Annotated in this window: 28 protein-coding genes and 1 tRNA gene; 17 read left to right on the forward strand and 12 right to left on the reverse strand. The window is 74.1% G+C overall.

The annotated features are described in order from the left end of the window. The first annotated feature begins 83 nt into the window (after positions 1-83). Positions 84-1,103, forward strand: coding sequence for a peptidoglycan-binding domain-containing protein (locus ACZ6BG_RS03205; RefSeq protein WP_468996248.1), 1,020 nt, complete (start codon positions 84-86; stop codon positions 1,101-1,103). A 58-nt stretch (positions 1,104-1,161) separates the two neighbouring features. Here ACZ6BG_RS03205 and ACZ6BG_RS03210 read toward each other — a convergent pair whose 3' ends face one another. Further along, complete coding sequence (locus ACZ6BG_RS03210; protein WP_468996251.1) at positions 1,162-1,818, reverse strand: HAD-IA family hydrolase; 657 nt, start codon at positions 1,816-1,818, stop codon at positions 1,162-1,164. Between the two features lie 145 nt (positions 1,819-1,963). Then, a complete protein-coding gene (locus ACZ6BG_RS03215) occupies positions 1,964-2,542 on the reverse strand; it encodes a TMEM165/GDT1 family protein (RefSeq protein WP_468996255.1) in 579 nt (192 codons plus the stop codon). Between the two features lie 574 nt (positions 2,543-3,116). Here ACZ6BG_RS03215 and ACZ6BG_RS03220 point away from each other — a divergent pair. The 4 genes from ACZ6BG_RS03220 (at position 3,117) to ACZ6BG_RS03235 (ending at position 8,419) form a co-directional block, all read left to right on the forward strand. Further along, complete coding sequence (locus tag ACZ6BG_RS03220) at positions 3,117-3,764, forward strand: HNH endonuclease family protein (RefSeq protein ID WP_468449474.1); 648 nt, start codon at positions 3,117-3,119, stop codon at positions 3,762-3,764. A gap of 120 nt (positions 3,765-3,884) precedes the next feature. Beyond that, complete coding sequence (locus ACZ6BG_RS03225; protein ID WP_468996259.1) at positions 3,885-5,582, forward strand: alkaline phosphatase D family protein; 1,698 nt, start codon at positions 3,885-3,887, stop codon at positions 5,580-5,582. Between the two features lie 270 nt (positions 5,583-5,852). Further along, entirely contained in the window at positions 5,853-7,886 is a 2,034-nt protein-coding gene (locus ACZ6BG_RS03230; protein WP_468996262.1) for an FAD/NAD(P)-binding protein, read from the forward strand. A gap of 71 nt (positions 7,887-7,957) precedes the next feature. Further along, positions 7,958-8,419, forward strand: a complete 462-nt coding sequence (locus ACZ6BG_RS03235) for a DoxX family protein (protein WP_468996265.1) — start codon at positions 7,958-7,960, stop codon at positions 8,417-8,419. A 177-nt stretch (positions 8,420-8,596) separates the two neighbouring features. Here ACZ6BG_RS03235 and ACZ6BG_RS03240 read toward each other — a convergent pair whose 3' ends face one another. Next, positions 8,597-9,139 carry a superoxide dismutase family protein gene (locus ACZ6BG_RS03240; RefSeq protein WP_468996268.1) on the reverse strand — a complete coding sequence of 181 codons (543 nt, stop codon included), beginning with the start codon at positions 9,137-9,139 and terminating at the stop codon, positions 8,597-8,599. A 275-nt stretch (positions 9,140-9,414) separates the two neighbouring features. Here ACZ6BG_RS03240 and ACZ6BG_RS03245 point away from each other — a divergent pair, with 275 nt between their 5' ends. Then, positions 9,415-10,035: a DedA family protein gene (locus ACZ6BG_RS03245; RefSeq protein WP_468996272.1), complete on the forward strand. Its 621-nt coding sequence runs from the start codon at positions 9,415-9,417 to the stop codon at positions 10,033-10,035. A 124-nt stretch (positions 10,036-10,159) separates the two neighbouring features. Here ACZ6BG_RS03245 and ACZ6BG_RS03250 read toward each other — a convergent pair whose 3' ends face one another. Beyond that, the gene (locus ACZ6BG_RS03250) at positions 10,160-10,384 is read right to left on the reverse strand and encodes a DUF2277 domain-containing protein (RefSeq protein ID WP_468996275.1); all 225 of its coding nucleotides are present in this window, start codon (positions 10,382-10,384) and stop codon (positions 10,160-10,162) included. 123 nt (positions 10,385-10,507) lie between these two features. On the opposite strand from ACZ6BG_RS03250, the gene ACZ6BG_RS03255 reads away from it, so the two are divergent. Next, a complete protein-coding gene (locus ACZ6BG_RS03255; protein WP_468996279.1) occupies positions 10,508-10,879 on the forward strand; it encodes a hypothetical protein in 372 nt (123 codons plus the stop codon). Between the two features lie 191 nt (positions 10,880-11,070). Continuing rightward, positions 11,071-11,388, forward strand: coding sequence for a hypothetical protein (locus ACZ6BG_RS03260; protein ID WP_468996282.1), 318 nt, complete (start codon positions 11,071-11,073; stop codon positions 11,386-11,388). 15 nt (positions 11,389-11,403) lie between these two features. Here the strand turns inward: ACZ6BG_RS03260 and ACZ6BG_RS03265 are convergent, their stop codons facing one another. Next, on the reverse strand, positions 11,404-11,547 hold the full coding sequence (locus ACZ6BG_RS03265; protein WP_468996286.1) for a hypothetical protein: 144 nt from the start codon (positions 11,545-11,547) through the stop codon (positions 11,404-11,406). A 36-nt stretch (positions 11,548-11,583) separates the two neighbouring features. Between ACZ6BG_RS03265 and ACZ6BG_RS03270 the strand changes: the two genes are divergently transcribed. Continuing rightward, complete coding sequence (locus ACZ6BG_RS03270) at positions 11,584-11,859, forward strand: hypothetical protein (protein ID WP_468996288.1); 276 nt, start codon at positions 11,584-11,586, stop codon at positions 11,857-11,859. Positions 11,860-11,924: 65 nt separating this feature from the next. Continuing rightward, positions 11,925-12,239, forward strand: a complete 315-nt coding sequence (locus tag ACZ6BG_RS03275; protein ID WP_468996292.1) for a hypothetical protein — start codon at positions 11,925-11,927, stop codon at positions 12,237-12,239. Here the strand turns inward: ACZ6BG_RS03275 and ACZ6BG_RS03280 are convergent. Both ACZ6BG_RS03280 and ACZ6BG_RS03285 read right to left on the reverse strand, forming a co-directional pair. Continuing rightward, entirely contained in the window at positions 12,209-13,159 is a 951-nt protein-coding gene (locus ACZ6BG_RS03280) for a GlxA family transcriptional regulator (protein ID WP_468996295.1), read from the reverse strand. The genes ACZ6BG_RS03275 and ACZ6BG_RS03280 overlap by 31 nt on opposite strands. A 134-nt stretch (positions 13,160-13,293) precedes the next feature. Continuing rightward, positions 13,294-14,184 carry a S1 family peptidase gene (locus tag ACZ6BG_RS03285; RefSeq protein WP_468996297.1) on the reverse strand — a complete coding sequence of 297 codons (891 nt, stop codon included), beginning with the start codon at positions 14,182-14,184 and terminating at the stop codon, positions 13,294-13,296. A gap of 195 nt (positions 14,185-14,379) precedes the next feature. Here ACZ6BG_RS03285 and ACZ6BG_RS03290 point away from each other — a divergent pair, with 195 nt between their 5' ends. Continuing rightward, on the forward strand, positions 14,380-15,429 hold the full coding sequence (locus tag ACZ6BG_RS03290; RefSeq protein ID WP_468996303.1) for a GlxA family transcriptional regulator: 1,050 nt from the start codon (positions 14,380-14,382) through the stop codon (positions 15,427-15,429). 132 nt (positions 15,430-15,561) lie between these two features. After that, positions 15,562-15,807 (forward strand): hypothetical protein, encoded by a 246-nt coding sequence (locus ACZ6BG_RS03295; RefSeq protein ID WP_468996308.1) that lies wholly within the window; start codon positions 15,562-15,564, stop codon positions 15,805-15,807. Between the two features lie 60 nt (positions 15,808-15,867). Here the strand turns inward: ACZ6BG_RS03295 and ACZ6BG_RS03300 are convergent. Beyond that, positions 15,868-15,939 (reverse strand) — tRNA-Val (locus ACZ6BG_RS03300). Positions 15,940-16,142: 203 nt separating this feature from the next. Between ACZ6BG_RS03300 and ACZ6BG_RS03305 the strand changes: the two genes are divergently transcribed. The 5 genes from ACZ6BG_RS03305 to ACZ6BG_RS03325 all read left to right on the forward strand — a co-directional run bounded on the left by ACZ6BG_RS03305 (position 16,143) and on the right by ACZ6BG_RS03325 (position 20,823). Continuing rightward, complete coding sequence (locus tag ACZ6BG_RS03305; protein ID WP_468996311.1) at positions 16,143-16,973, forward strand: DUF4097 family beta strand repeat-containing protein; 831 nt, start codon at positions 16,143-16,145, stop codon at positions 16,971-16,973. Between the two features lie 71 nt (positions 16,974-17,044). Then, a complete protein-coding gene (locus ACZ6BG_RS03310; protein WP_468996314.1) occupies positions 17,045-18,505 on the forward strand; it encodes a hypothetical protein in 1,461 nt (486 codons plus the stop codon). A 147-nt stretch (positions 18,506-18,652) separates the two neighbouring features. Continuing rightward, positions 18,653-19,174, forward strand: a complete 522-nt coding sequence (locus tag ACZ6BG_RS03315; RefSeq protein WP_468996318.1) for a DUF4383 domain-containing protein — start codon at positions 18,653-18,655, stop codon at positions 19,172-19,174. 60 nt (positions 19,175-19,234) lie between these two features. Further along, entirely contained in the window at positions 19,235-19,858 is a 624-nt protein-coding gene (locus tag ACZ6BG_RS03320; RefSeq protein ID WP_468996320.1) for a bifunctional 4-hydroxy-2-oxoglutarate aldolase/2-dehydro-3-deoxy-phosphogluconate aldolase, read from the forward strand. 35 nt (positions 19,859-19,893) lie between these two features. Beyond that, positions 19,894-20,823 (forward strand): sugar kinase, encoded by a 930-nt coding sequence (locus ACZ6BG_RS03325; protein ID WP_468997885.1) that lies wholly within the window; start codon positions 19,894-19,896, stop codon positions 20,821-20,823. Between the two features lie 106 nt (positions 20,824-20,929). On the opposite strand, the gene ACZ6BG_RS03330 is transcribed toward ACZ6BG_RS03325, so the two are convergent. The 4 genes from ACZ6BG_RS03330 to ACZ6BG_RS03345 form a co-directional block, all read right to left on the reverse strand. Then, a complete protein-coding gene (locus ACZ6BG_RS03330; RefSeq protein WP_468996322.1) occupies positions 20,930-21,148 on the reverse strand; it encodes an FmdB family zinc ribbon protein in 219 nt (72 codons plus the stop codon). Positions 21,149-21,251: 103 nt separating this feature from the next. Further along, positions 21,252-22,094, reverse strand: a complete 843-nt coding sequence (locus tag ACZ6BG_RS03335; protein WP_468996325.1) for an HAD family hydrolase — start codon at positions 22,092-22,094, stop codon at positions 21,252-21,254. Then, the gene (locus tag ACZ6BG_RS03340; protein ID WP_468996327.1) at positions 22,091-24,706 is read right to left on the reverse strand and encodes a phosphoribosyltransferase; all 2,616 of its coding nucleotides are present in this window, start codon (positions 24,704-24,706) and stop codon (positions 22,091-22,093) included. The genes ACZ6BG_RS03335 and ACZ6BG_RS03340 overlap by 4 nt, the downstream gene beginning before the upstream one ends. A gap of 71 nt (positions 24,707-24,777) precedes the next feature. Next, the gene (locus tag ACZ6BG_RS03345; protein ID WP_468996331.1) at positions 24,778-25,944 is read right to left on the reverse strand and encodes an HpcH/HpaI aldolase/citrate lyase family protein; all 1,167 of its coding nucleotides are present in this window, start codon (positions 25,942-25,944) and stop codon (positions 24,778-24,780) included. Positions 25,945-26,128: the final 184 nt, after the last annotated feature.

A 26,128-nucleotide genomic window follows, 5' to 3' on the forward strand; every position in this document is an offset into this window, starting at 1 on the left:
AGTCATCCGTTATGGCCTGTCGAGCCGAGTCGCTGCATACTCCTTCAGAGCTCTGCGGGGCCGGCGAGGGAGGGGAGCACGCGATGAGCGAGGCGAACGGACGGGCCGGACGGCGCTGGGAGCCCGAGGGGTCCGGGGGTGCCCGGGGGCCCGAGGGGGCGGCAGGTGCGGCGGCTGGCACGGCGGGCGCGGCAGACGCTGCGGGCGCGGCAGGCGCGGACGGGCCGGTGTGTCCCGGCTGCGGTACGCCCCGCCCGCCGAGGGCCGCCCCTTCCTGCGGCTGCGCGCGCGAGGCCGCGGACGCCGCCCTGGAGACCCGGTCCGCGGAGGCGGCCGCGGCGGAGGACTTCGATCCGATACGCATACGTCCCTACGTGACGCTGCCGGAGCCGTCGGCCCCCTTACCGGCGCTGTCGTCGGCGCCGCTGCCGCCCCCGTTGCCCGCGGCCTCGGACGCCACGCCCGCCGAGGCCGCGACCGGGCCGGAGCGGTCCGCGCGGCGGGGGCGGGGGGCGCTGTTCGCCGGGGCGGGCCTCGTGGTCGCGGCGGCCGCGGTGTTCACGGGCGGGGTGATGTCGGGGGACGCCGGTGACGGGGCGGGCGGCGACGGGGGCGGCGGCACGGACCGCGCGCTGCCGGACCTGGCGGACGGCACCCCGGACAGGGCCTCCAAGGAGCCCGCTCCGCGCACCGTCCCGAGGGCCGCACCGGCCCCCTCGGCCCCCTCGACCCCCCGCTCCACACCGACCCGCACCCCGTCGGCCACGGCACCGCGCTCGGTGCCGGTACGACCCAAGTCCCCGGCGCCCTCACCCTCGCGCACGACGGCCCGCGCCACGGGTTCGGTGGGCCCGTCCCCGTCCCGCACCCAGGCCGCCGCGCCCACCCTGCACAGCGGCGACCAGGGCGCCGAGGTGGTCGAACTCCAGCACCGATTACGCCAGTTGTACCTCTACGCCGGCCCGGCGGACGGCCGCTACACGCCCCCGGTGACCGACGCCGTGTCCCGCTACCAGGGGGCCCGGGGCATCAGGACGGACCCCCGGGGCACCTACGGCCCGGCGACAAGAAGGTCCCTGGAGTCCGAGACCGACTCCCCCTAGCCGACGGCGCTCCCGGCCTAGCCGACGGCACTCCCGGCCCAGGAAGGGCCACCCCGCCTCACCCGAACGAAAGCGTCAGGACCCCCGCGTCAGCGGAGACCCGCACCTGCCTGAGGTCGTCCACCCACACCGTGGGCTCGTACTCCCCGGCCCGCGGGCCGACCCCGACGACCCGCATCCCGGCGGCCCGCCCCGCCGCGATCCCGGCGCCCGAGTCCTCGAAGACCACGCAGTCGGCGGGGTCGAACCCCAGCTCGGCGGCGCCCTTGAGGAACCCCTCGGGGTCGGGCTTGCTGGCCCCGACGTTCTCGGCGGTCACCCGCACCTCGGGAAGCGTGAGCCCGGCCGCGGCCATCCGCCCGGTGGAGAGCCCCACGTCGGCGGACGTGACGAGGGCGTGCGGCAGCCCCGCGAGGGAGGCCATGAACTCCGGCGCGCCCGGTATGGGCACGACGCCGTCCATGTCGGCGGTCTCGCGCGCCAGCATCTCGCGGTTCTCGGCGTAGTTCTCGGCCATGGGCCGGTCGGGCAGCAGCAGGGCCATGGAGGCGTATCCCTGCCGCCCGTGCACGACCTTCATCACCTCGTCGGCGTCGAGGCCGTGCTTGGCGGACCACTGCCGCCAGCAGCGTTCGACGACGGCGTCGGAGTTCACGAGGGTGCCGTCCATGTCCAGGAGGAGGGCTCGGGCGGTCAGGACGTTCGCAGCCGTCATCGGCGTACTCCAAGGGAAGGGCCCGCACACGGAAGGGGAAGACAAGGCGGCTCCGCCCGCCGGTCAGGGAGTACGGGCGAAGCCACTTTGTTCCTCCACGGTACAAAACAAGCCTCCCGAGCGCCAATACCGCAGGTCAGCGCCCTTACGCGATCGCCTCGTAGAGGCTCCACACCCCGAGCGCCAACATCAGCATCGCCGCGATCTTCGTGATGAGGGCCAGCGGCACCCGCTTCATCAGCGCCTTGCCGCCCACGATCCCGAGGCCCGCGACCGCCCACAGCGCGAGCACCGCGCCGAGACCCACGGACAGCGGGTCGTCGTACCGCGCCGCCATGTTGGCCGTCATGATCTGGGTGAGGTCGCCGAACTCCGCGACCAGGATGAGCATGAAGCCCGCCCCCGAGACCCGCCAGAAGCTCTGGTCCCTGGGGGCCTTGACCTGCTCGTCGTCATCGTCCTTCTTGAGCAGCAGCATCGCCGCGCCGCCGAGGAAGAGGACGCCGGTGAGGGCGTGGACCAGTTGCTGCGGCAGCAGGGTGAGCACGCTGCCCGCCGCCACGGCGAGCACCACGTGCACGGCGAACGCGGCGGCGACGCCCACGAAGACGTACGAGGCGCGGTAACGGGTGCCGAGGACGAGCCCGGCCAGCGCTGTCTTGTCGGGCAGTTCGGCAAGGAAGACGACGCCGAAGACAAGCGCCGTCACGCTGATGCTGATCAAGGTTCCTCAATCGGTCGGGCCGCCCCACCGAGAGTTCCGCAGCCTTCGCGTACGACACCTCGGCACGGCAGCGCTCGGTGACGCACACGGAGGCGTACGTCTGGCACTGCTGGCCGAAGGTCTCGCTGGCCGCCCACCATGTGGGCTGCCTCCGGGCGCCGGCTCAGCCATCAACCCGCGCGCGAAGCGCTCCACCAGGGGCGGTGGTCGGGTGACGGGTGAGCAGTATGTCGACGGTCCGGCGAAGAGCTACTCCCCTTCTGCTCCGACCATCGTACGCGACCCCCGTACGGCCCCGGCCAGGGACTTTCGACCCGGGCCCACCGTGACCGGAGCCACATCCGCTCCGGCGCCCACCCCGACGATCACCGCAAACCGGAGCACTCCGCACAGGGCAATTCATCCCGAAGCACCAACTTCCGCTCCGGCGCGCCTCCATGACGGTGCGCCAGAACCCTTGATGTTTACAGGTGATTGACGCGACCCTGTCACCCGGTGCACACCTCGGGGCAACCCGAGCGCACCAGCATGGCCGCCCCACCGGTCAATGTCCCCCCACGTCAAGGGAGTTCACATGCCCGCAATCTACGCGCGTCACCGTCTCGCCGCCCTGGGCGCCGTCGCCGCCCTCGCCTCCGCCGCGACCCTGCTGTCCGGCTCCCCCGCCCAGGCCGCCCCGCCCACCCCGGTCAGCGCCGCCACCGCCCGCACCTACCTCGGCCAGCTCACCGTGGCCCCCGAGGGCTCGTCCGACGGCTACAGCCGCGACAAGTTCCCGCACTGGTCCACCCAGTCCGGCGCCTGCAACACCCGCGAGGTCGTCCTCAAGCGCGACGGCGAGAACGTCCAGCAGGACGGCAGCTGCGCCGCCGTCTCCGGCACCTGGAAGTCCCCCTACGACGGCGGCACCTGGACCGCCGCGTCCGACGTCGACATCGACCACGTCGTCCCGCTCTCCGAGGCCTGGAAGTCCGGCGCCAGCGGCTGGACCACCGCCCGGCGCGAGGGCTTCGCCAACGACCTGGGCCAGCCCCAGCTCATCGCCGTGACCGACAACGTCAACCAGGCCAAGGGCGACAAGGACCCGGCGAAGTGGCTGCCGCCCACCACCTCGTACCACTGCTTCTACGCCCGGATGTGGGTGGACGTGAAGCAGCACTACGGCCTCACCGTCGACTCCGCCGAGAAGAGCGCGCTCAGCTCCATCCTGAACGGCTGCTGAGCCGCGCGGGCGGCCGCTGATCCCGCCTGATCCCGCTCAAGGCCGGTCCGCTTGCGCGGAACCGTCCCGCCCGCCTCCGTCGTTCCGTACCGTACGGGGCGACGGAGGAGGGTGATCACTGTGGCGCGGCTGCGTCTGGGTCCACTGCTGAGGTACGTCGACGGCGCGCGGGCGACCGTCTGGGTCGAGGCCGACCGGCCCTGCACGGCCGAGGTGCGCTGCGCCGACGGCACGCGCGGCGCGGCCCGGACCTTCCAGATCGCCGGGCACCACTACGCCCTGGTGCGGGTCGAGGGGCTGCGCCCCGGCACCGACACGGCGTACGAGGTCACGCTCGACGACACTCCCGTGTGGCCGCTGCCCGACTCGCCGTTCCCGCCGAGCACGATCCGCACGCCGGGCGGGGACGGGGCCGACGCCGACGCCCTGCGGGTGACCTTCGGCTCCTGCCGGTGGGCCGCGCCGCCCGCCAAGACGTCCCACCTGCACGACCTGGGCCACCGGGGCGGAAGGGACACCGGCAAGGAGCACGACCCGGTCGGCCCCGACGCCCTCGACACCCTCGCGGCCCGCATCGCCGCCGACCCCGCCGCCCCGCGCCCCGACGTGCTGCTGCTCCTCGGCGACCAGGTGTACGCGGACGAGGTCTCCCACGCCACCCGCCGCTGGCTCGCCGCCCGCCGCGACCTCTCCGAACCCCCGGGCGACCAGGTCGCGGACTATGAGGAGTACACCCACCTCTACTACGAGTCCTGGCTCGACCCCGAGGTGCGCTGGCTGCTCTCCACCGTCCCCAGCTGCATGATCTTCGACGACCACGACGTCATCGACGACTGGAACACCAGCGCCTCCTGGCTCGCCGAGATGCGCGCCACCCCCTGGTGGCGCGAGCGCATCCTCAGCGGCCTGATGTCGTACTGGGTCCATCAGCACCTGGGCAATCTGCCGCCCGAGGAACTGGAGCGCGACGAACTGTTCGCGGCCGTGCGCGCCACGCCCGACGGCACCGACGCCCTGCGCACCCACGCAGCCGCGGCGGACGCCGACCCCACGGTCGCCCGCTGGAGCTACCGCCGCGACTTCGGCCGCGTACGCCTGCTGATGGTCGACACCCGCGCCGCCCGCGTCCTCGACGAGGACAAGCGCGCCATGCTCGACCCCGGCGAGGCGAGCTGGCTGCGCGAGCAGGCCCTGGAGGGCGGCTGCGACCACCTCCTGATCGGGACGTCCCTGCCGTGGCTGCTCCCCCACCTCATCCACGACGCCGAGGGCTGGAACGCCGCCCTGTGCCGGGGCGAGCGCGGCGCCCGCTGGGCCCGCTTCGGCGAGGACCTGCGCAGACGCGCCGACCTCGAACACTGGGCCGCCTTCCCCACGTCCTTCGACGCCCTGGCCGCCCTCATCGCCGAGGCGGGCTCCGCGGCGGACGCGCCCGCGACGGTGTGCGTCCTGTCCGGCGACGTCCACCACGCGTACGTCGCCGAGCCCACCTGGCCCGCGGGCGGCGGCCCCGACGCCCGCGTCCTGCAGCTCACCTGCTCGCCGGTGCACAACTCCATCCCCGCCTCGATAAGGATCGGCTTCCGCTTCGGCTGGAGCCGCGTCGGCCGCGCCCTCGGCCGCCGCTTCGCCCGGCACGGGCGACTCCCGCGCGCCGCCGTGAACTGGCGCAGGACGGGCGGCCCCTGGTTCGGCAACCACCTGATGACGCTGACGCTGCGGGGGCGCTCGGCGGAGCTGCGCCTGGACCGGGCACGGACGGAGAAGGGCGGCGGGGAGCGCCTGGAGACGGTGGAGCGGACGACGCTCACGCCGTGAGTTCGGCGAGGTCCGTGAGTTCCGTGTGCGCCTGGTGTGATCTGTGTGGCCCGTGTGACCTGTGAGGTCACCGGGTCGTGCGTCCTGTGTGCGCGGTTGCTGTGGGTACGGGTGTGACGGGGCGAACCTCCCACGGGTAGCGGTGATGTCCGCCTTGGCCGTGACTCAGGACACAACCGGATGGAGATCCTCCGAAGCGGGCTTCGGCAACGGTGTCTCCGGCGGCATGATGAGCCGGTCCTCGCCCCGTCCGTACCGGGAGTCACGCTCTTGTCTGCTGCTGCGACCGTCGACCACTCCATAGCCGTCGTCGGCGCGGGGCCGCGCGGCACCAGCGTCCTGGAGCGCCTGTGCGCCTCGGCCGCCGAGCTGCTTCCGCCGGGGGCGCGGCTGACGGTGCACATGGTCGATCCGGCGCCGCCGGGGCCCGGGCGGGTCTGGCGCACCGCCCAGTCGCGGGAGCTCCTGATGAACACCGTCGCCTCCCAGGTGACGCTGTTCACCGACGCGAGCGTCGACTGCGCGGGGCCGATCAGGCCGGGTCCGAGCCTGTACGAGTGGGCGGCGCGCGGGCACATACCGGGGCTCGGCCCGGACGACTACCCGACGCGCGCCGACTACGGCCGCTATCTGGAGTGGTTCTTCGCCGAGACGGTGCGCGCCGCCCCCGGCTCCGTCCGCGTCCGCACGCACGCGGCCCGCGCGATCCGCCTCGACGACGCCGACGGCAGTGGCGGGGGCGCGGGGACCCTCGTCCTCGACGACTCGCGGGAGATATCCGGGCTCGGCGCCGTCGTCCTCGCGCAGGGCCACCTGCCCGACACCGCCGACCGCGAACGGGCGGAACTCTCCGCCTACGCCGACCGGCACGGCCTGCGCCACATCCCGCCCGCCAACCCCGCCGACGTCGACCTCACCGCGGTCGCCCCGGGCGATCCTGTCCTCCTGCGCGGGCTCGGCCTGAACTTCTTCGACCACATGGCGCTCCTGACGTCGGGGCGCGGCGGGCGCTTCGTACCCGACGAGCGGGGCGGGCTGCGCTATGTGGCCTCGGGCAACGAGCCGCGCCTGTACGCCGGTTCACGGCGGGGCGTGCCGTACCAGGCGCGCGGCGACAACGCCAAGGGCCCCTACGGGCGGCACCGGCCCGCCGTGCTCACCCCGGAGGCCATCGCCCGCTTCCGCAAGCGCGCCGACAGCGGGGACGCGCCGGACTTCCTGACCGAGGTCTGGCCGCTGGTCGCCAAGGAGGTGGAGACCGTCCACTACGAGGCACGGCTCGCGGCGGCCGGAGCGGCGGGGCGGGCCGCCGCCTTCCGTGACCGTTTCCTCGACACCGCGCACGGCAGCCCCGAGGAGTCCGCCGTGCTGGACGCGTTCGGGTTCGCCGACGACGACCGGTGGTCCTGGGAGCGCCTCGCGCGCCCGTACGCGGGGCGGGTCTTCCGCTCGCCCGGGGACTTCCGCGGCTGGCTGCTCGGGCACTTGCGCGAGGACGCCGCGCAGGCCGCCCTCGGCAACGTCGCGGGGCCGCTCAAGGCCGCCCTGGACGTGCTCCGCGACCTGCGCAACGAGTTGCGGCTCGTCGTCGACCACGGCGGCCTGACGGGCGCGTCGCGCCGGGCCCATCTGGACGGCTGGTACACGCCGTTCAACGCGTTCCTGTCCATCGGCCCGCCCCGGCGGCGCATCGAGGAGCTGACGGCGCTGATCGACGCGGGGGTGGTGGAGGTGCTGGGGCCGCGGCTCGAAGTGCGGTGCGGGGACGGGGGCGAGGAGTCCGCCGGGGCGTTCTACGCGTACTCGCCGGACGTGCCCGGGTCCGGGGTGCGGGTGACCACCCTCGTCGAGGCGCGGCTGCCCGAGCCCGATCTGCGGCGCACCGGGGACGCGCTGCTCGCGGGGCTGCTGCGGTCGGGCCGGTGTCGCCCGCACACCGTCGACGGCCACGAGACGGGCGGCCTCGACGTCACCCCGCGCCCCTACCGCCTGCTCGACCGCCGGGGCCGGGCGCACGCGCGGCGGTTCGCGTTCGGGGTGCCGACGGAGGGGGTGCACTGGGTGACGGCGGCCGGGGCAAGGCCGGGGGTGGACTCGGTGACGCTGTCCGACGCGGACGCGGTGGCGCGGGCGGCGCTGCGGGCGGTGACGGGGGCTGGGTCGGCTGCGGGTTCGGCCGGGTCGGCTGCGGCCGGGGCGGTGGTGGTTCCGGCCGGGGCGCTGAACTCCGGGGACGACTGCGACGGCTGGATACAGCCGATTCTCACGAAACACTCAGATGTTGAAGTTGCAAGTACTAATTAGGCGGACCTAATCTTGGGTCTTCGATCGGTTCCCGTCCCCAAACCGAGTCAAGACCGAAGGAGTCCCCCACCATGACTGGACGTCTCAACAGCGCCCAGCCCTATGCCCTCGGCCTGTTCCGCATCGTCGTCGGCCTGCTCTTCGCCTGCCACGGCGCCGCCTCGCTCTTCGGAGTCCTCGGCGGCACGGACGGCGGCGGCGGCACCGTCGACGCGGGCACCTGGCCGGGCTGGTACGCGGCCGTCATCCAGCTCGTCGGCGGCAGCCTGGTCCTGCTGGGCCTCGGCACCCGCGGCGCCGCGCTCGTCTCGTCCGGCTCGATGGCCTACGCGTACTTCAAGGTCCACCAGCCGGAGGCCCTGTGGCCGATACAGAACGGCGGCGAGGCCTCGGCGATGTTCTGCTGGGTCTTCCTGCTCCTCGTCTTCACGGGCTCCGGCGCGTTCAGCCTCGACCGCGTGATCGCGGCGGCCCGCGGCGAGCGGGGCGCGAAGGCGACGGCGGACGCGGAGCGCACGCCCGTCGCGGCCTGACGCGCAGGACCTCATCGCGGCCTGACCCGCAGTCCGCCTGAGCGGCGCCCCCTTCTCCGTATGTGGTTCCCGGTACGGAGGAGGGGGCGCTTTCATGTCCGCTTCATGTCGCTCCATGTCGCTCCATGTCCGCCCGGTTCCGCTTGCGCGCCGCGACGGCCTACCCGCGCCGTCCGCTCACGCGCGCGGCGCGAACGGCACCGTGAAGCAGGCCACCCGGTCCCCCGCGCCGCCCTGCTCCCGGTGGAGCACCACCGACGACGCCCCACCCGGCCGGAAGCCCCACGCGTGGACCGCCGCCGCCTTCCCCGAACCATCCGGCCGTGCGGTGAAGTCCAGCCACACTTCGTTGGCCGGATTGACGTAGGCCGGGTTCTTCGAGGGCTGCACGGGGTCACGGCGGTGCTGGTAATGGCCACCCGCCGCGGCCGGGTCCGGGCCGCACGGCTTCTGGTGCACGTGCACGCCGTACGCGTGGCCCGGCTTGACGCCCCGCACGCGCAGGGCGACCCGGGTGCCGGACCGTTCGTGGCGCTGCGTCACCTCGATCCGGGCGCCCGGCGGCACGAGTCGCCGGTCGTAAGTCAGCGCGGGCGACAGCGCTTTGGACGGCGCGAACCGTCCCTTCGCGCGCACGCAGTCGCCGCCCTCGTTGGGCACGCCGCCGCTCGCGGCGAGCACGGCGGCCGCCACGGCCGCGGTGAGTATCCCTGCCACCATTGTCGAGTTCTCCCCTTCTCCTATATGTCGACTTGTCTGCGATCGAGCGCCCGTTGTGTGCGCTTCTGCTCCGTTCGTACGGGACTTCAGGGGTGCGCGCCGCATCGGGAAGGGCAGCCGGGTGAACGTGATGTAGCGAACATCTGAGCCCCCAGTGGATCTACGGCCGGGGGCGCGGCGTACGCTGTACAGCTGTTATCAGGCCGCCACCCGCCGCTCCCGCGAACATCGCGGCGACGAGTTGCCGACTGGGGAGTAACAACGGGGGAGTTTCGGTGTTGGAGAGTGTGGGGGCGCTGACCGGCAGCCCATGGATCTACGCGGTCGTGGCCCTCTCCGTCCTGTTCGACGTCTTTCTGCCGCTGCTGCCGAGCGGCGTGCTCGTCATCACCGCGGCCACGGCGGCGGCCGCCGCCGGTTCCGGCACCGGGCGGGTCCCGCACGACGTGCCGGACATCCTGCTGCTCATGCTCTGCGCCGCGACGGCGTCCGTGCTCGGCGACCTCGTCGCGTACCGCATAGCCTGGCGCGGCGGCGAACGCCTCGACCGCGCCATCGCCCGCTCCCGGCGCCTGACCAGCGCGCAGGAACGACTCGGCACGGCGCTCGCGCGCGGCGGCGGCGTCCTCTTCGTCATCGCCCGCTTCGCGCCCGCGGGCCGCTCGATCGTCTCGCTCGGCGCGGGCGCGGCCCACCGCCGGGTGCGCGAGTTCCTGCCCTGGTCGGCGCTCGCGGGCGTGGCCTGGGCCGGCTACAGCGTGGGCCTCGGCTACTTCGGCGGCCAGTGGCTGGGCGCGACGTGGCTCGCCACCGGCGTCTCGCTCCTCGCGCTGTTCCTGGCGGGGGCGGGGGCGGCGTTCCTGGTGCGGCGGCCGCGGGAGTCGACGGCGGGCTAGGGCCTGCCCGAGGGCGCGCGACGCCGTAGGTCCCGCGGGAGCGGGGACCTACGGCGTCGCGCGTTTCCGGTCTCTTCGGCATCGCACGTGCCCGGCCCCTACGGCATCGCACGCGCCCCGACCCCTAGGAAGCCGCGCGCGCCCCGCGCACCTCGATGTGGGCGAGCAGGTCCGCGGTGGCCTCGGCGACGGCGTCGACGGCGCGTTCGAAGGCCTCGCGGTTGTGGGCGGCCGGGGCGCGGAACCCGGAGACCTTGCGCACGTACTGGAGCGCGGCGGCCCGGATCTCGTCTTCGGTGGCCTTCTCGGGGATGGCGGGCGGGCGGAGAGTCTTGATGCTGCGGCACATGCCTCCAGCTTCGCGCGTACGCGCCCCCGACGGGAACCGATCACACAAATGCGGGCCCCTGCCCCGACCGACACGTCCCCGCACCACTCGCCCCACGAATTCGAACAGGAGTACCATTACGGGGTGTCCCCAACCCCCGCGTATGAGTTCCCGAGCGACCTCCTCGCCGGCCAGGAGGAGCTGCACCAGGTCAGATCGGAGCTGCACGCCCTGCTGCGGCGGCTGCCCTGGTCGGTCGAGCCCCTGGACGGCTTCAGCGACGACAACGGCTGGCGGAAGGTCGAGCGCCCCGCCTCCCCCGGCTGGACGCCGGACGAGCAGGCCGAGGTCGAGAAGCTGCGCGCGCGGGAGCGGGAGCTCGCGGTGTTCGTGAGCTGCCACCGCTTCTGGGAGCAGGTTTCGGGCCCGGACACGGTGGATACTCGGATGCTGCTCAAGCACGCGCACGAACACGCCGAGGAAGCCGCGCCAGGCACCTCCGCCGAGGAGCATTGACAGGCGGTGGCGGCGGGCGTTGACTCCCGGTACGAGGGCCGAACGAGCCCTCGTACGCCCCGTGACAGCGGGCCCGCGCTCCGGAGCCGCCCCGCGCCCGTGCGGTCCCTGTCATCGATCACAACTGTCATCGATCACCACTGACGCCAAGCGACCCAGGCTGCCCGCGTCCAGCGTGCGGAGGTTCAGCCATGAACGTATTGATCGTCGCCGTACTAGCCGTCCTGATCGCCCTGGGATTCCAGGAGCCCCTGCTGTGGGTGGCCGCCGCGGTGCTCGTCTACTTCCTAGTCCGCCGTCACGACGGCGGCCCCGCCCGGCCGGGACCCGCGGGCGGCGGGGTCGGCGCGGGCGCCGGGGGTGCGGGCGCCGGAGCGGGGGGCGGCTCGGGCGGGGGTGGGGGCACCCCCTCCTCGTACCGCGACTACCGCATCCGGCGGGCCCGTCAGGAGCGTTGGGACCGCAGGTACCGGCGCACGCACCCGGCGTCGCAGCAGCGCCGCGGGTAGCGGTCGGCCCGCGGCTCAGCCGCCGGTAGTGGTCAGCCCGGCCACGCGCCGCAGGTAGCGGTCGGCGCGCCGCTCGGCCGTCGGCAGCGTCCGGCGCGGCCGCTCACCGGTCCGGGTGACAAGGCGCTTGGCGGGGCGGTCCGTGGGCAGGGTGCGCATGCACCTCGCACCGAACCAGCCCCAGGAGCCGCCCGCATGCGCCGAGAAGCCACCCCCCGAGAGCCCCGAGAGGCGGGGGCGCGAGCCGGGCGAAGCGGCGACGCCCGCCCCGGTCATGTCCGGCCGACGCAGGCCGTCGGGCGCGCGCACCTGTCCGTACCGGACCCCCGCCTCCGCACCCTCGCGGCCCTCCCCCTGCTGATGCTCACCGTCCTGGCCGTCGGCCGCGCGCCGCCCGCCGAGCGGACGTCCTCACTGGCGCCCGGCGGCATGATCAAGGCGCGCAGCGGCAGCTCACCGAGACCTGTCTGACCCGCAAGGGCCTGACCCCGCCGCGCCCCGGCAGCCGCCCGGCGTCCACGGCCGAGCAACAGCGGGTGGCGCGGGCCCTGTTCGGCACCGGCCGCGCGGAGCTGTCCCTGACCCTGCCCACCGGCCACTCGGTGAGCGCCCACACCGACGGCTGCCTCGCCTCGGCCCAACGCACCCTCTACGGCGACCGACGACGCTGGTTCCGCGTCTCCACGGTCGTCAACAACTTCAAACCGGAAGCCGCCTTCCGCGACCGGCCGCTCACCGAGATCCGCGACCGCCACCGCACCGACCTCGCCGAGTGGCGCCGCCTGCGCGCCAGGGCCCTGATCAACGCGAAGGCCCATCTTCAGTCGGAGTCGCGCCGTGCCGCGCGGTAGTCCCGGGGCGTCTGGCCGGTCGCGTCGCGGAAGTGCCGGCGGAAGCCCGCCGACGAGCCGAACCCCACGCGTGCGGCGATCTGTTCGATCGTCGCGTCGTCGTGCTCCAGGAGGTGGCGCGCCCGGTCGAGACGTACACGCAGCAGGTACTGGAGCGGGCTGAGGCCGGTGTGCGCGCGGAACCTGCGGTCGAGCGTGCGGGGGCTGAGGCGGGCGTGCGCGGCGATGTCGGCGAGGGTGAGGGGCCGGTGCGCGGACGCCTCGAGCCACCGGACGGTCGGCTCCAGGCCGCCGGTCCCGGCGAGGGCACGGGCCAGCTCGGCGCGCGCGGCCCCGGCGTCGTCGTACACGGGCAGGACGAGCTGCCGGGCGGTCGCGGCGGCCACCTCGGCGCCGAGGTCCTCCTCGACGATCCGCAGGCACAGGTCGAGCCCGCCGAGGAACCCGGCCGACGTGCGGAACGGCCCGTCCACGACCAGGGTCCCCGCCGGGTCGACGGCCACCCGCGGGTGGCGCGCGGCCAGTTCGGGGACGTGGCTCCACTCGGTCGTGGCCCGGTGGCCGTCGAGCACCCCGGCCGCGGCGAGCGTGAACGCGCCGGTGCCCACGGCGAGCATCCGGCTCCCCCGGCCGACGGCCGCGCGCAGGGCCTCGGCCACCCCGGGCGGCGGCTCCGCCCGGAAGCCGTCGTGCCCGGCCACCAGCACGGTCCCGGCACCGTCCAACCCGTCGAGACCCCGGTCCGCGGTGACGGTCAGCGGGGCGGGCCGGGCGGTGGTGACGGTGTGCGGGACCGCGCAGACCCGCAGCTCGTACGCGCCCTCGGGGGCGCCGCGGGCGACGGCGTCCAGGACCAGGCCGGGGGTGGTGAGCTGGTGGGCGGGGACGCCGTCGAGGACGAGCAGCGCGATGACTGACATGCCCGGCATTATCCGCATCCGCCGGAAGCCGCGAATGCCCCGCAGGCACTGCACGCCCTGCACGCCCCGCACGCCCCGCACGCCCCGCCCAACTCACCCACCTCCCACTGACCGGACGCGCCGCCCGCTCGACGTCAGCGCTGGGAGGCGATCGTCTTCTCGATCCACTTCTTGTACGCGGGTACGGAGGTGTAGATTCCGGGGCCGCCCGCGCAGCGCCGGTCGACGGCCGCGTCACCGTCGCCGGAGGTGGCGCCGACGAGCTGCCAGCGCCCGCCGACGCGCTGGACCTGCGGCCCGCCGGAGTCACCGTTGCAGGCCATCGCGTCGCGGACCAGGCTCTGCGTGCACAGCTCGGTCCTGCCCTTGATGTCGAGGCACTTGCCGGCCGCGGCCCTGCGGGTGTCGAGCTGCTGGAGGCGCTCGGAGAACCTCCACTCCTCCAGGTCGGTGCTGTCGACCGTCGTGCCGAAGCCGAGGATCCGGGTGTGCGCGCCGACCTTCGGGGCGTGGTCGGCGACGCGGATCGGGGCGTGGCGGGTGACGGGGCGGTCGAGGCGGAGCAGGGCTATGTCGTCGTGGGAGCGCTTGTCGCCGCTGATGTCGTAGGCGGGGTGGACCACCTTCTCGACGATGGTGCGCACCGTGCCGCCGGAACTCAGCCGGTCGCTGCCGACGCGGACCTTCCCGGTCGGCCGGGCCACGAAGTCGTCCTGGGCGCAGTGGGCCGCGGTGACGACCCACTCGGGGTCGATCAGGGTCCCGCCGCACACGCCCTTCAGCTTGCTGCCGTCCTCCTGCTCCACGGTCATCGGGATCGACACCATGAACGGGTACGCCTTGGTGGCGTCCTTGCCGCCGACGATGGCCTGGGCGCTGCCGGTGAGGCCGGTGGCGCACAGGGCGGTGGCGGCGCCGACGGCTCCGAGGCCGCCGAGCACGCGCCGGGCGGTACGGGACGGACGAGAGGCCCGGGGCGGCTGGGCCGAGGTGGCCGGAGTAGCCGGAGTGGCGGAAGTAGACATGAAGGTGCCCTTCACCTGGTACACGGAACGTGAAATCTGGACGGAACGCGAAATGTGGATCGCGGCATGAACCTGCGGTCGGACCAGGCATCACCGTGGCCTCCGCCGTGGTCTCCCCCGCGTGTTCCTCCATGCTCCGTGGGCCCAGGGGCCAGGAAAAAGCGGCCTGCTGCCACCCTGGGCTAAATTCTGGCCATGACCGTGGTCGCGCTGCTCGCGCTCGACGGGGTGCCCGCGCCCCAGCTCAGCACTCCGGCGCTGCTGTTCGGCGCGGCCTCGCGCACGTTCTACCGGCGCCCGCCGTACGAGCTGCGGGTGTGCGCCGCGCGGGAGGCGATCACCACAGCTCCGCCGGGTCCGCTCCGGGTGACGCCGGAGCGGGGTCTGGACGGCTTGGCGGACGCGGGGACCGTGCTCGTGACGGGGTACGGCGACTGTCCGGGCCCGCCTCCGCCCGACGTGCTCGACGCGCTGCGGACCGCCGCCGACCGCGGCGCCCGGGTCGCGACGATCGGCACCGGCACCTTCGCCCTCGCGGCGACGGGCCTCCTCGACGGCCGCCGCGCCACGACGGCCTGGTCCCACGCACCGGAACTGGCCCGCCGTCACCCCCGGATCGAGGTCGAACTGACCGACTGGCCGGTCGCCGACGGCCGGTTCCTCACCTCCGCGGGCGTGCTCGGCGGCAAGGACGTCTGCGTACGGATCATCGAAGAGGACCACGGCAAGGAGGCCGCCCTGGAGGCGGACCGCCAACTCTTCCTGATGCTCCCGAACCCGTCGGACGCCCTGAGAGCCACACCCCACGCACCCCACGCACCCGCCACCGAACCACCGCCCGAGAACTCACCGCCCCCCGACAGCCCACCACCCCCCGAAGCCACCCCACTCACCCCCCTCACCTCCACCACGACCTGGCTGGAGGCCAACCTCCACCGCCCCCTGACGCTCGCGGACATCGCGGCCCACGCGCACACCAGCGTCCGCAGCCTCAACCGGAGCTTCCGCGTCCACACGGGCCTGACCCCGCTCCAGTACCTCCTGCGCGCCCGCGTGCGCCACGCCCAATGGCTCCTGGAACACACGGACACCCCCGTGGAACAGATCCCGGCCCGCACCGGCCTCGGCACCCCCGCGAACCTCCGCCACCACTTCCAACGCCTCAACGGCACCACCCCCACCGCGTACCGCACGGCGTTCCGCACCCTGGTGGGCCTGTTCGCCCCGGCGGACGAGCCGAAGTAGCAGCCCACGCGCCGAGTTCACCGACGACAGCGCACGGCAGCCACTTCGATGGGTTCCCGCGCCGTTCCCGCCCGATCACACCAACCGCGCCGCTACGCTCCGGGCCCTCAACACCCTTCCCCGGGGGGACCCATGCGCCGCTCGACCATCTTCATTCCCGCCTCCACCCTCACCATCGCAGCAGGCATCACCGGCCTCGTGCTCTGGCTGAACCACTCCACGTACGACGACCGCGTCGAGGGCTGCGCCCAGGCCCTGGAGAAGCAGTACGCCGAGGGCGGCAAAGGCCGACCGGGCACGTGCGACGGGGTCAAGGAGGACGACTACACCGCGTTGGTCGCCGACACCGACGCCGCCCGCGACGATCGGGGCCGCTGAGGCCGGACCTGAATGCAGAGGACCCCCAGCCACGATCTCGGCTGGGGGTCCTCGTTCAGGTGGGCGCGGACGGTTTCGAACCGCCGACATCTGCCTTGTAAGGGCAGCGCTCTACCCCTGAGCTACGCGCCCGGAATGTTCCGACAGCCTACCTTGCCGGCGGGTCGGCCTCGCAAACCCCTGTCGGGGGTGGGGACGGAGGTCCCCTGGGATGCGGGGGCTAGCCCCACCCCGGATCCGGTAGTGGTCCGGATCCCCTTGGTGGGCGCGGGTTCGTACGGTCGTCTTGTGCTTGCGGCAAGGGCTGTGGGCCGGTGGAACAAGGGGAGAGTGTCATGGCCGTCCGCAGCCGTCGTCCGCGTCAGGGGCGGAGTCCGCGTGGGATCCGGGTGCTGGTCGCGGTGGGGACGACGACCGCCGTCGTCGGGCTCGTCGCGGCGTGCGGGGCCGACGCCTCGGACGACTCCGACCCGGAGCAGCGGTCGTTCGCGCTGTCGGGGCGGACCCTCACGGTGGATGCGGACGACTCGGCCGTGGAGTTGGCCGTCAGCGGGGACGCGGACGCCAAGGACGTACGCGTGACCCGGTGGTTCGACGGGCGGACCGTGCTCGGGAAGAGCCCCAAGGTCACGTGGAGGATGGACGGGGATCGGCTCACCTTCCGGGTCAAGTGCAGCGGCGTCATCAGCAACTGCTCCGCCAAGCACCGCGTCGTCGTCCCCCGCGGCACCGCCGTGAACGTCGTGAACAAGGACGGCTCGGTGACGGCCACCGGGTTCCGGGAGCCGCTGAAGGTGCGTACGGCGGACGGGTCCGTGCGCCTGCGCGACGTCAGCGGGCCGCTCGACCTGCGCAGCGTCGACGGGTCCGTGCGCGCCGTCGGCGTCACCTCCAAGCGCGTCAGCGCCACCTCCAAGGACGGCTCCGTGCGGCTCGACCTCGCCGCCGCCCCCGACCGTCTCCGGGCCCGAAGCCAGGACGGGTCCGTGGACATCGCGCTGCCGGTGACGAAGGGCGGCGGGAAGGGTGGCGCCGCCTCGTACCGTGTCGACACCGAGACCGTCGACGGCGGCACCGACGTCACCGTTCCCCGCGACGACCACAGCCCCCACCACGTGTCCGTGCGGAGCGCCGACGGCAACGTCACAGTGCGCAGCGCGAACTGACCGGCCCGTGTGTTCGTCCCTAACCGGTGGGAGAATGAACCGGGCAGGGCGAACAGCACGGGAGAGGGACAGTGACGGCGACACCTCCGCGGCCGTACACAAGGAACAGATGGACGTCGTCGGCGGTGTCCGCCGCGGCTGCCGTCGTCTCGCGCTGCGGCGCCGCGCCCGGCGACGGGCGGCGGCAGGTGTCGCGCCCGCCCCTGCGGTCCGCCGCCCGCGACACCCTCGCCCTCGTCCTGCTGCCCCTGCCCCTCCTCGCCGCGGCCCTGCCCGCCTCCTTCGCCGGTGGCGGTACGCGACGCTGGTTCGGCGGACGCGGGGAGAGCGTGCGGGCCGAGGCGCAGGCCGCGAAGGACGCCGCCGCGGCCGCGTTCTACGAGCTGGACAGCGCGCAGCGCGACCTGCGGATCTCCATCGAGACCATCGCGGCCGTCGACTCCTCCCCGGCCGCCCGCAAGGCCGCCGCCGACTTCGAGGCGTTCGGGCGGCGCATCGACGAGGTGAGCCATCAGTACATCACCGCGGTCGACGCGCACGACCTCGACCGCGACGACCTGGAGGCGTCGGCCGCCGCGCGCGCCCGAGCCGAACTGACGCAGGCCAAGGACGCGCTCGGCAGCGCCAAGAACGACCTGGACCGGTTCACGCAGGGCCTGTCGCCGCTGCTCGACAAGGCCGAGACCCAACTGGCGCGCCTGGCCCCGGCCGTGGAGCGCGCCCGGCAGACGCTGCTCGCCGCGAGCAACGCCCTGGACACGGTCCGGGCCGCGGGCCTGAAGGCCGACGACCTCGCGGGCCGCCTCGCCGCGCTCGCCCCGGAGCTGACCAAGCTGAACCAGGGCGCCGGGCAGCACGGCGTCGCCGACACCCTGCAGCGCGCCGACCGTGTCGTACGGGACGGCGAAGCGGTCCGCGCCGAGGCCGAGCGGCTGCCGGAGCGGGCCCGTGAGATCGACCGGCGCCTGGTGTCGCTGCGTACCCGCGCGCAGGCCCTGACCACCCGCAGCGAGCAGGTGCAGCCGATCCTCAGCGAGCTGCGGCGCCGGTTCACCGCCGCCTGCTGGCAGGACCTCCAGCGGGTGCCGCAGCAGGCGGAGGAGAACGTGCGGCAGGCCGAGACGAAGCTGAAGGAGGCGCAGCGGGCCCGCGAGGACCAGCGCTGGCCGGACGCGACGGCCCTGCTCTCCACCGTACGGGCGCTGCTGAACTCCACCGACGAGGCCGTGTCCGCCGCCGGTGACCGGCTGCGCCGGCTGAACGCCGTGTCGAAGGACCCGCAGGCCGAGATCGAGCGCACCCGCTTCGCCATCCGGGACGCCCAGCGCCTGGCCATGGCGGGCCGCCAGAAGCCCGACCCGCGCCACGCCCGCCCCCTCGACGACTCGGTGGCCCGGCTGGACCGCGCCGTCGCCGCCCTGGAGGGCCGCCACCCCGACTACTGGCACTTCCTGACCGAGACGGAAGGGGTGCGCACGACCGTCGCGCGGGTCGTCGCGCAGATCAGGGAGGAGCGGGGGCAGGGGGCCTAGGGCTGGACCAGTCCGGTCCGGTCCCGCCGGGAAACCACGAAGGTGCTGGTCAGCGGCGCTCTTGTTGGCGATCGGGGGTCCCCTGACGGATCCTGGAAGGACGAAGGACGGGCCTCCGCGCGCAGGTGAGGATTCAGGGAGGCGGACATGGCCACGCACGTACTTCACCCCGGCCCCCGGTCCAAGGACCGCAGGCGGCACGTCACTCTCGACGAGCATCTCCCCGTCGACCACCGGCTGAGCCGGATCTACCGCTTCGGCGCCGGTCTGATGGGCCTGGTCCTGCTCGCGTTCGGCGTCCTCGGCCTGATCGACAGGATCGGGTTCTTCGACACCCGCGGCGACACCGTGGCGGGCCTGAACACCAACGGGGCGCTGAGCGTCCTGTCGATCTGCGTCGGGCTGCTCCTCTTCGCCGGGATGGTGATCGGCGGCAACTTCGCGTCGACGCTGAACATGGTCCTCGGCATCGCGTTCGTCCTCAGCGGCTTCGTCAATCTCGCCCTCCTCGAGAGCGGCCTCAACTTCCTCGCGTTCCGCATCCAGAACGTGCTGTTCAGCTTTGTGGTGGGCGTGCTCCTGATGTTCTTCGGGATGTACGGGCGCGTCAGCGCGACGCTGCCGCACGACAACCCGTACTGGAAGGCGCGGCACCCCGACCGGGCCTGACCGGGCCGTTGCCCCGGGGGCGCCCAGGCGCGCCCGGGGCGCTGTGCGAGCCTGGGGAGCATGGTCGACTTCATGCAGGAGCTGCGGGCGCGGCGGCTCGTCGCCATCGTGCGCGGCACGGACGCGGAGGCGTCGTTCCGTACGGTCATGGCGCTCGTCGAATGCGGTGTGCCGCTGGTCGAGGTGTCGCTGAGCGGCAGTGACGCGTTGGGGGTGCTGCGGCGGGCGCGGGCCGAGCTCGGGCCGGGCGCGTGGCTCGGCGCGGGCACGGTCCTCACGGCGGACGACGCGGCGCGCGCGGCCGACGCGGGCGCGAACCTCGTGGTGACGCCGGGGCTCGGCCCGGGTGTCGACGCCGCCGTCGGGCGGGGGCTGCCCGTGCTCGCCGGGGTCCTCACGCCGACCGACGTGATCGCGGCCGGGGCGGCGGGCGCGAGCGCCCTGAAGATCTTCCCGGCGTCGGCGGTGGGCGGTCCGGCGTATCTGAAGGCGTTGCGCGGGCCGTTCCCCGACCTGCCGTTCGTGCCGGTCGGGGGCGTGGACGCGGCCGCCGCGGCGGAGTATCTGGAGCTGGGCGCGGTCGCCGTCGGCGTCGGCTCGCCGCTGGTCGGTGACGCGGCGGACGGCGGGGACGTGGGGGCGCTGCGGGCGCGGGCCGCGCGGTTCGTGGCGGTGTGCGGGTGAGCGCGGGCGCGGACGTCCTCACCTTCGGCGAGAGCATGGTCGCCCTGCGCGGCGACGGGCCGTTGAAGCTCGGCGGGTCGATGGCGGTGTCCGTCGCGGGGGCCGAGTCGAACGTCGCCATCGGCCTGGCCCGGCTCGGGCACACCGTCCGCTGGACGGGGGCCGTCGGCGCCGACGAGGCCGGGGAGCTGGTGCTGCGCACGCTGCGGGCCGAGGGAGTGGACGTCCGTGGCGCGGGCCGGGACGCGGGCGCGCCGACGGGTCTGCTGCTCTTCGAGCCCCGGCTGCCGGAGGTGACGCGGGTGCACTACTACCGTGCCGGGTCCGCCGGTTCCCGGCTCGGCCCCGACGCCGTGGAGCGGGCCTTCGCCGCGGGGCCGCCGCCCCGGGTGCTGCATCTGACCGGGATCACCCCGGCGCTGGGCGCGGGGCCGCGGGCCGCCTGCGAGCGGGCGCTGCGGCTTGCCCGGGAGCACTCCGTGCGGGTCTGTCTCGACGTCAACTTCCGGTCCCGGCTGTGGAGTCACGAGGAGGCCGGGGCGGTCCTTCGGGACTGGATCCCGTACGTCGACGTCCTTGTCGCCTCCGACGACGAGGTGCCGCTGTGCCTGCCCACGGACGGCGCTCCCGGCGAACCCGCCGACCAGGCCGGGCTGTTGCTCGGGCTCGGGGTGCGCGAGGTCGTCGTCAAGCTCGGCTCCCGCGGGGCCACCGCGTACACGCGGGACGGGGAACTCCACTGTCCCGCGCGGGCCGTGCGGGCCGTGGACGCCGTGGGGGCCGGGGACGCCTTCGTCGCCGGGTATCTGTCCGCGCTGCTCGACGGGGCGGGCGCGGGCGAGCGGTTGGGGCGCGGTGTCACCACGGGGGCGTTCGCCGTGGCCTCCCTGGGGGACTGGGAGGGGGCGCCCACTCGGGGGGAGTTGGGGATGCTGGAGGGCGGGGACGGGGCTGTGCTGCGCTAGCGCGGGTGCGTCGGCCCAGGTCCGGCCCTTCTCGCCGACGCGTCAGCCCCGGTCCGGCCTTCCTCGCCGACGCCTCAGCCCCGGTCAGGCCCTCCCCGCCGACGCGTCAGCCGCAGCAGCCGCCACCGCAGCAGCCGCCTCCGCCACCGGCCGCCGGGGCCGGTGCTTGCGCCGAGGCCGTCCCCGCCACCGCCACGGTCGACAGGAGCTTCACCGTGTCCTCGTGGCCGGAGGGGCAGGTGGCCGGGGCGGCGGAGTCCGCCATGGGACGGCTCAGCTCGAAGGTGGTGCCGCAGGGGCGGCAGCGGTACTCGTAACGGGGCATGGGAACAGGGTACGGGGGCGGGGGCGGCCCGTGCGTGCGGTGGCCCGGGGGCGGGGCACCGCGGTGGGCCCAACCGCCCACCGGGGCGGTCGGGCCGGGACGGTCACGCGGGCCCCGGGTCCCCCAGGAACTCGCGGAGGATCTGTTCGCCTGCCGCGATCCCCTGTTCCGGGAGCACCGTCAGACCCCGTGTCGTCCAGCCCGTGTCGGCGAGTTCGCCGTGGGACGGGCGCCAGGAGCGGGTGGCGGCTTCGAGGAGGTCGGCGTCGAGGAGGGAGTCGCCGGCGGCGAGGACCTCGGTGGCGCCCGTGCGGCGGGCGACCTCGCGCACGGCCGCGCTCTTGGTGAGCGGTCGCGGCACGGCGTAGATCTTGCGGCCCTGGAGGGAGACGGTCCAGCCGCGCCCGGCGGCCCACTCCCCCAGTTCCTTGACCCAGCCGGACGGCAGCAGCGCGCGGTCCACGACGAGGTAGGCGAAAAGGTCCTCGGCAACGCGTTCCTTCAGCAGCCAGGACGGGTCGGCGGTGCGCAGGAGGTGGGCGCGGACCTCGGCGAGGGGCGCGCACTCGGCGGCGATGCGGCGGTCGACGGCGGCCCGCCACACCGGGTCGGACTCGCCGTCGACCAGGAGGTGCCCGCCGTTGGCGCAGATCGCGAACTCCGGTACGGGGCCGGGGAGATGGATGCGGTGGTACTGCTCACGGGTGCGGGTCGTCGTGGGCACGAAGACGGTGCGCTCGGCGAGCTGAACGAGGAGCGCGGCGGCGGCCTCCGTGACGTACGACAGGGGCTTGCCCTCGTACACCTCGACGCAGAGCAGCCGCGGCGCGTCGGCGTCGGGCATGCGCAGGTCGAGGGCGGCGGCGGAGTAGATGAGGGTGCGGTCGAGGTCGCTCGCGACGAGCGGGCGGGGGGCGCCGGGGGCGGGGGTACGGAGGGTGCTCATGCGCTCGCCACCGCCTTGCCGTCGGCGCCGGTCGCGCCGCGCGTGTACTTGGGGTGGATCAACCCCACGCAGGTGTAAGGGAGTTCGGCCACCTCCTCGACGGGTACGCCGCGCTGCTCGGCGAGCAGCCGGACGTGGTCGAGGTCGGCGCCCGCGCCCTGGCGGGCGAGGATCTTCCAGGGGACGCGGCGCAGCAGCACCCGGGTGGTCTCGCCGACGCCGGGCTTGACGAGGTTCACGTCGTGGATGCCGTACTCCTCGCTGATGCGCTCGACGGCGGCCCAGCCCTCCCAGGTGGGCTCACGGTCCGCGGCCAGGAGCTCCTTGACCTGGACGTCGACGGCGTCGGCCACCTCGTCGAAGCGGGCGGCGACCGCGGCGACGAAGTCACCGGAGACGTCGGCGTCCGCGAGGTCGCGGTAGAACTTCGCGCCGTGGAAGTCGTCGGGGCCGACCAGGTCGGCGCGGAGCACCGTACGCGATATCAGCCCGGACACCGTGGAGTTGAGGCACGCGGACGGGATGAGGAAGTCCTCGCGGGTGCCGTAGGTGCGCACGCAGGAGCCGGGGTCGGCGAGCACCGCCACCGCGGGGTCGAAGCCGCGGGCGCCGCCCGCCGCCTCGAACTCCTCGATCGCGGCGGCGAGTTCACGGGTGATGGCGCCCTTGCCGGTCCAGCCGTCGACGAAGACGACGTCCGCCGGGTCGTGGTGCGCGGCCAGCCAGCGCAGCGCGTTGGCGTCGATGCCGCGGCCGCGCACGATGGACACGGCGTAGTGCGGCAGGTCCAGGCCGCGCCGGTGCTGTGCCCAGCGGCGCATCAGGACGCCGACGGGGGTGCCCGCGCGGGCCAGGGACACCAGCACGGGGCGGCCGGTGCCGTCGGGGCGGGGGGTGGGGGTCCCCCCACGCTTTCGGCTGTGGGGGAGCTCGGCGAGGACCGTCTCGGTGACCGTGCCGACGGCCTGCGCGATCCGGGCCGCCGAGGTGTCGAGCGCGGCCCGGAACAGCTCCTGGTAGCGCGGGCTCGGCTGGTACTCCACCGGCAGCGACTCGGCGTAGTGCGCGCCGCCGCTCTGGATGGCCTCCTCGCGCTCCTCGGTGGGCGCTTCGAGCGTGACGTCCGACAGGTCCTGGAGCAGCCAGCCGACGTCCTCGGGCGCGTAGGAGGAGAAGTCGGGGCCGCGGAGGGGGTCGGGCAGCATGCGGGGTTCCTGATCCTGGGGGGCGTACGAGGAGACGGGTGGGGAGGCGGGCACGGACGGGTCCGGGGACTCGGGCACGGACGCGGGTGACGGCACGTACGAAGGGACCACGGCGAGCAGGACGTGTCCGGTGTGCGCGGACAGCTGGGCCAGCAGGCCGTCGGCCGCGTGCAGCCGCTCCGTGTCCGCGACTGAGTCCACGACCGCGACGATCGCGTCGAAGCCGCCGCCCGCCACGTTGTACGCGTAGCGCGGGCCCGGCCCGTCCGCCGGGTCGTCGTGCGCCGGGAAGACGAGGCGGGTGCGGATGGCGTAGCCGGGGTCGTCGACGGCGAGGACCGGTGAGCGGGTGGTCGTGGAGTAGCGGACCTCGGTGCCCGTGCGGCCGAGCCGCTCCTCCAGGGCCACACCCAGCGCCAGCGGCGCGTACATCAGCTCCTCGAAGCCGAGCACGAGGACCCGGCGGGCCTCGTCCGGCAGCGCCGCCGCGACCCGCTCCGCCATGTCCGGCAGTGCCGCGTCCAGGCGTGCCCGGTGCGCGGCGGTGAAGCCGTGCCGGCCGCCGTCGGGCACCCCCGCGGGCCAGCCCGGGTCGACGCGGGTGACGGGCGCCCGCCCCTCGCCCGGCGCGGGCACCGGCGCCGCCGTCTCGTACCGGGCGACCAGCGCCTGCCCCTGGGCCAGGACGTCGGCGGGCAGCCGCACCGTGCCGGAGGCGAGTGTGATCAGGTCGACGCGGGCGCCGAGGTCGCGCGCGAAGGCGTCGAGGCGGGCGCGGTCCTCGGGGGCGCGCATGTCGACGAGGGCGACGATGACGTACCGCTCGCGCGGGAAGCTCTCGTGCAGGCCGCGGATGGTGTTCAGGACGGTGTTGCCGGTGGAGAACTCGTCGTCGACGAGGACCAGCGCGCCGTCGCCCGCGAGCAGCCGGGGGTCCTCGGGGAGCAGCAGGTGGGAGGTGGCGTGCGAGTGGGACTCCTCGAAGCCGCCCGCGCGCTCCACGCCGGGCACGGGGCGGCGGGTGGAGTGCAGGTAGGGGGCGAGGGCGAGGCCGTCGGCGACGCTGTGGCCGAGGCCGGTCGCCGTCTCCGCGTAGCCGAGGACGACCGCGCGGGCGGCCTCGTCCGGGCCGAGCAGGTCGCGGACGCGGACCCCGAGGTCGTAGCCGGAGCGCCAGATCACCGACGGGTGCTGCGGCACGTGCTTGCCGAGGACGTTCGACACGAGCAGGTGCGCCCGCTTGGGGTTGCGGCGCAGGGCGAGCCCGAGCAGCTCCTTCAGGGGCCCCGGCCCCGCGGCGCCCTCAGCACCGGTGCCGCCGCCCTCGGCTCCGCCCTCGACCAGCTCGACCCCGAGCCGCTCAGCGACCCACGCACCCGACCACACCACGTCTTCCGTCTTCCTCACGTCCGTCACGGGAGCAGCCCCGCGCCTCCTCACGTCCGTCACGGGAGCAGCCCCGCGCCTCCTCACACCGCTCACGAGGGCAGCCCCGCGCTGAGCAGTTCCACGAAGCCGACGTCCTCGCGCGCGACGCCGAAGACCTCCGCGCGGCGCAGGGTCCGCTCGGCCCAGGCCCGGTGCGGCTTCACCTCGTTCATCTTGTTCGTGTACGCGGACCGCATGACGCCGCCGCCGTCCCGCTCCGGGCGCAGGATGTCCTGCGCGTCGCTGTACTCCTCGTGGCTCACGACCGACAGGGCGTGCACGGGCAGGACGTGCGAGGGGTGGATGCAGGTCTTGCCGAGCAGGCCGTTGGCCCGGTCCAGCTCGATCTCGCGCAGCAGGCCGTCCAGGTCGTGCTCGAGCAGGGCCTGGCGCAGTTCCTCGGCGCGGACCTGGAGGAAGGGGCTCTGGCGCAGTTGCGGTTTGAACATCCGCTCCTGGACGCGGAAGTACTCCCAGACGGGCCCGGTGACGGTGAAGCCCGTGCCGTCGGCCCGGCCGAGGTGGTTGACCACGTCGGCGATGACGGACGCGACGATCTGGACGTCGTACGCCGTCATGTGCGGGGGTCTGCGCAGGGCGTACGCGGAGCAGAAGTCGGTGACGCCGAGGCGCAGCGCGAGCACCCGGTCGCGGTACTTGTCGACGGTGCGGGCGATGCCCGCGAGGACCTCGGCGCGGCTCTCCAGATACAGCAGCTGGGGCGATTCGAGGACCGGCATCGCGAACAGGCGCCGCCCGGTGGCGGCCTCGGCGGCCGAGAGGGACTCCAGGAACGGGACGCCGCGCTCCTCGGTGAATTTCGGCAGTACGAATCCGGACAGCAGGCGGATCGCGGGGCCGAGCCTGCGGGCCAGGTCAGGGATCTGCCCGGGGGTGCGGACCCGGATGAAGAGCAGCGGCGGCTCGGCGTCATTCCGCCCGGCGAGGTCCACGAAATGCCGGATCAGATTCTCCTCGGCGGCCACGACGTCCGCGTCGCCGATGGAGTCCTCCAGGCAGATGACCATCGAGATCACGCCACGGCTGGCCTGCTTCAGGATGTCGTCCGCGAGCCGCGGCCGGGTGGCCGGGCTGTACAGCGTGGCGCCGAGCGCCACCGCGAGCAGCTGCGGCGGGGAGTCCGCGGTGAAGGCACACGGCTCCCGATGGAAGAGACGCTCTCGCACCTCTGGGGCTATGTGCCCGAAATGACGCATGGGGTTCCCCTGGGATTCTCCTGATATCGCCCGTATCGCCGACGCGACCCGACGTATCGTCGACGCGATCCGAAGTGATGTGGCCGGTAATAGTACGTAGGAGCGGGTGTCGGAGGTTCCCTCCGGGCATGAAATTCAGGTAACCCGGCCATGTCGTACACGAGTGCCCCACACCGGCACAGGC

The organism is Streptomyces sp. NPDC041205, assembly GCF_055591765.1.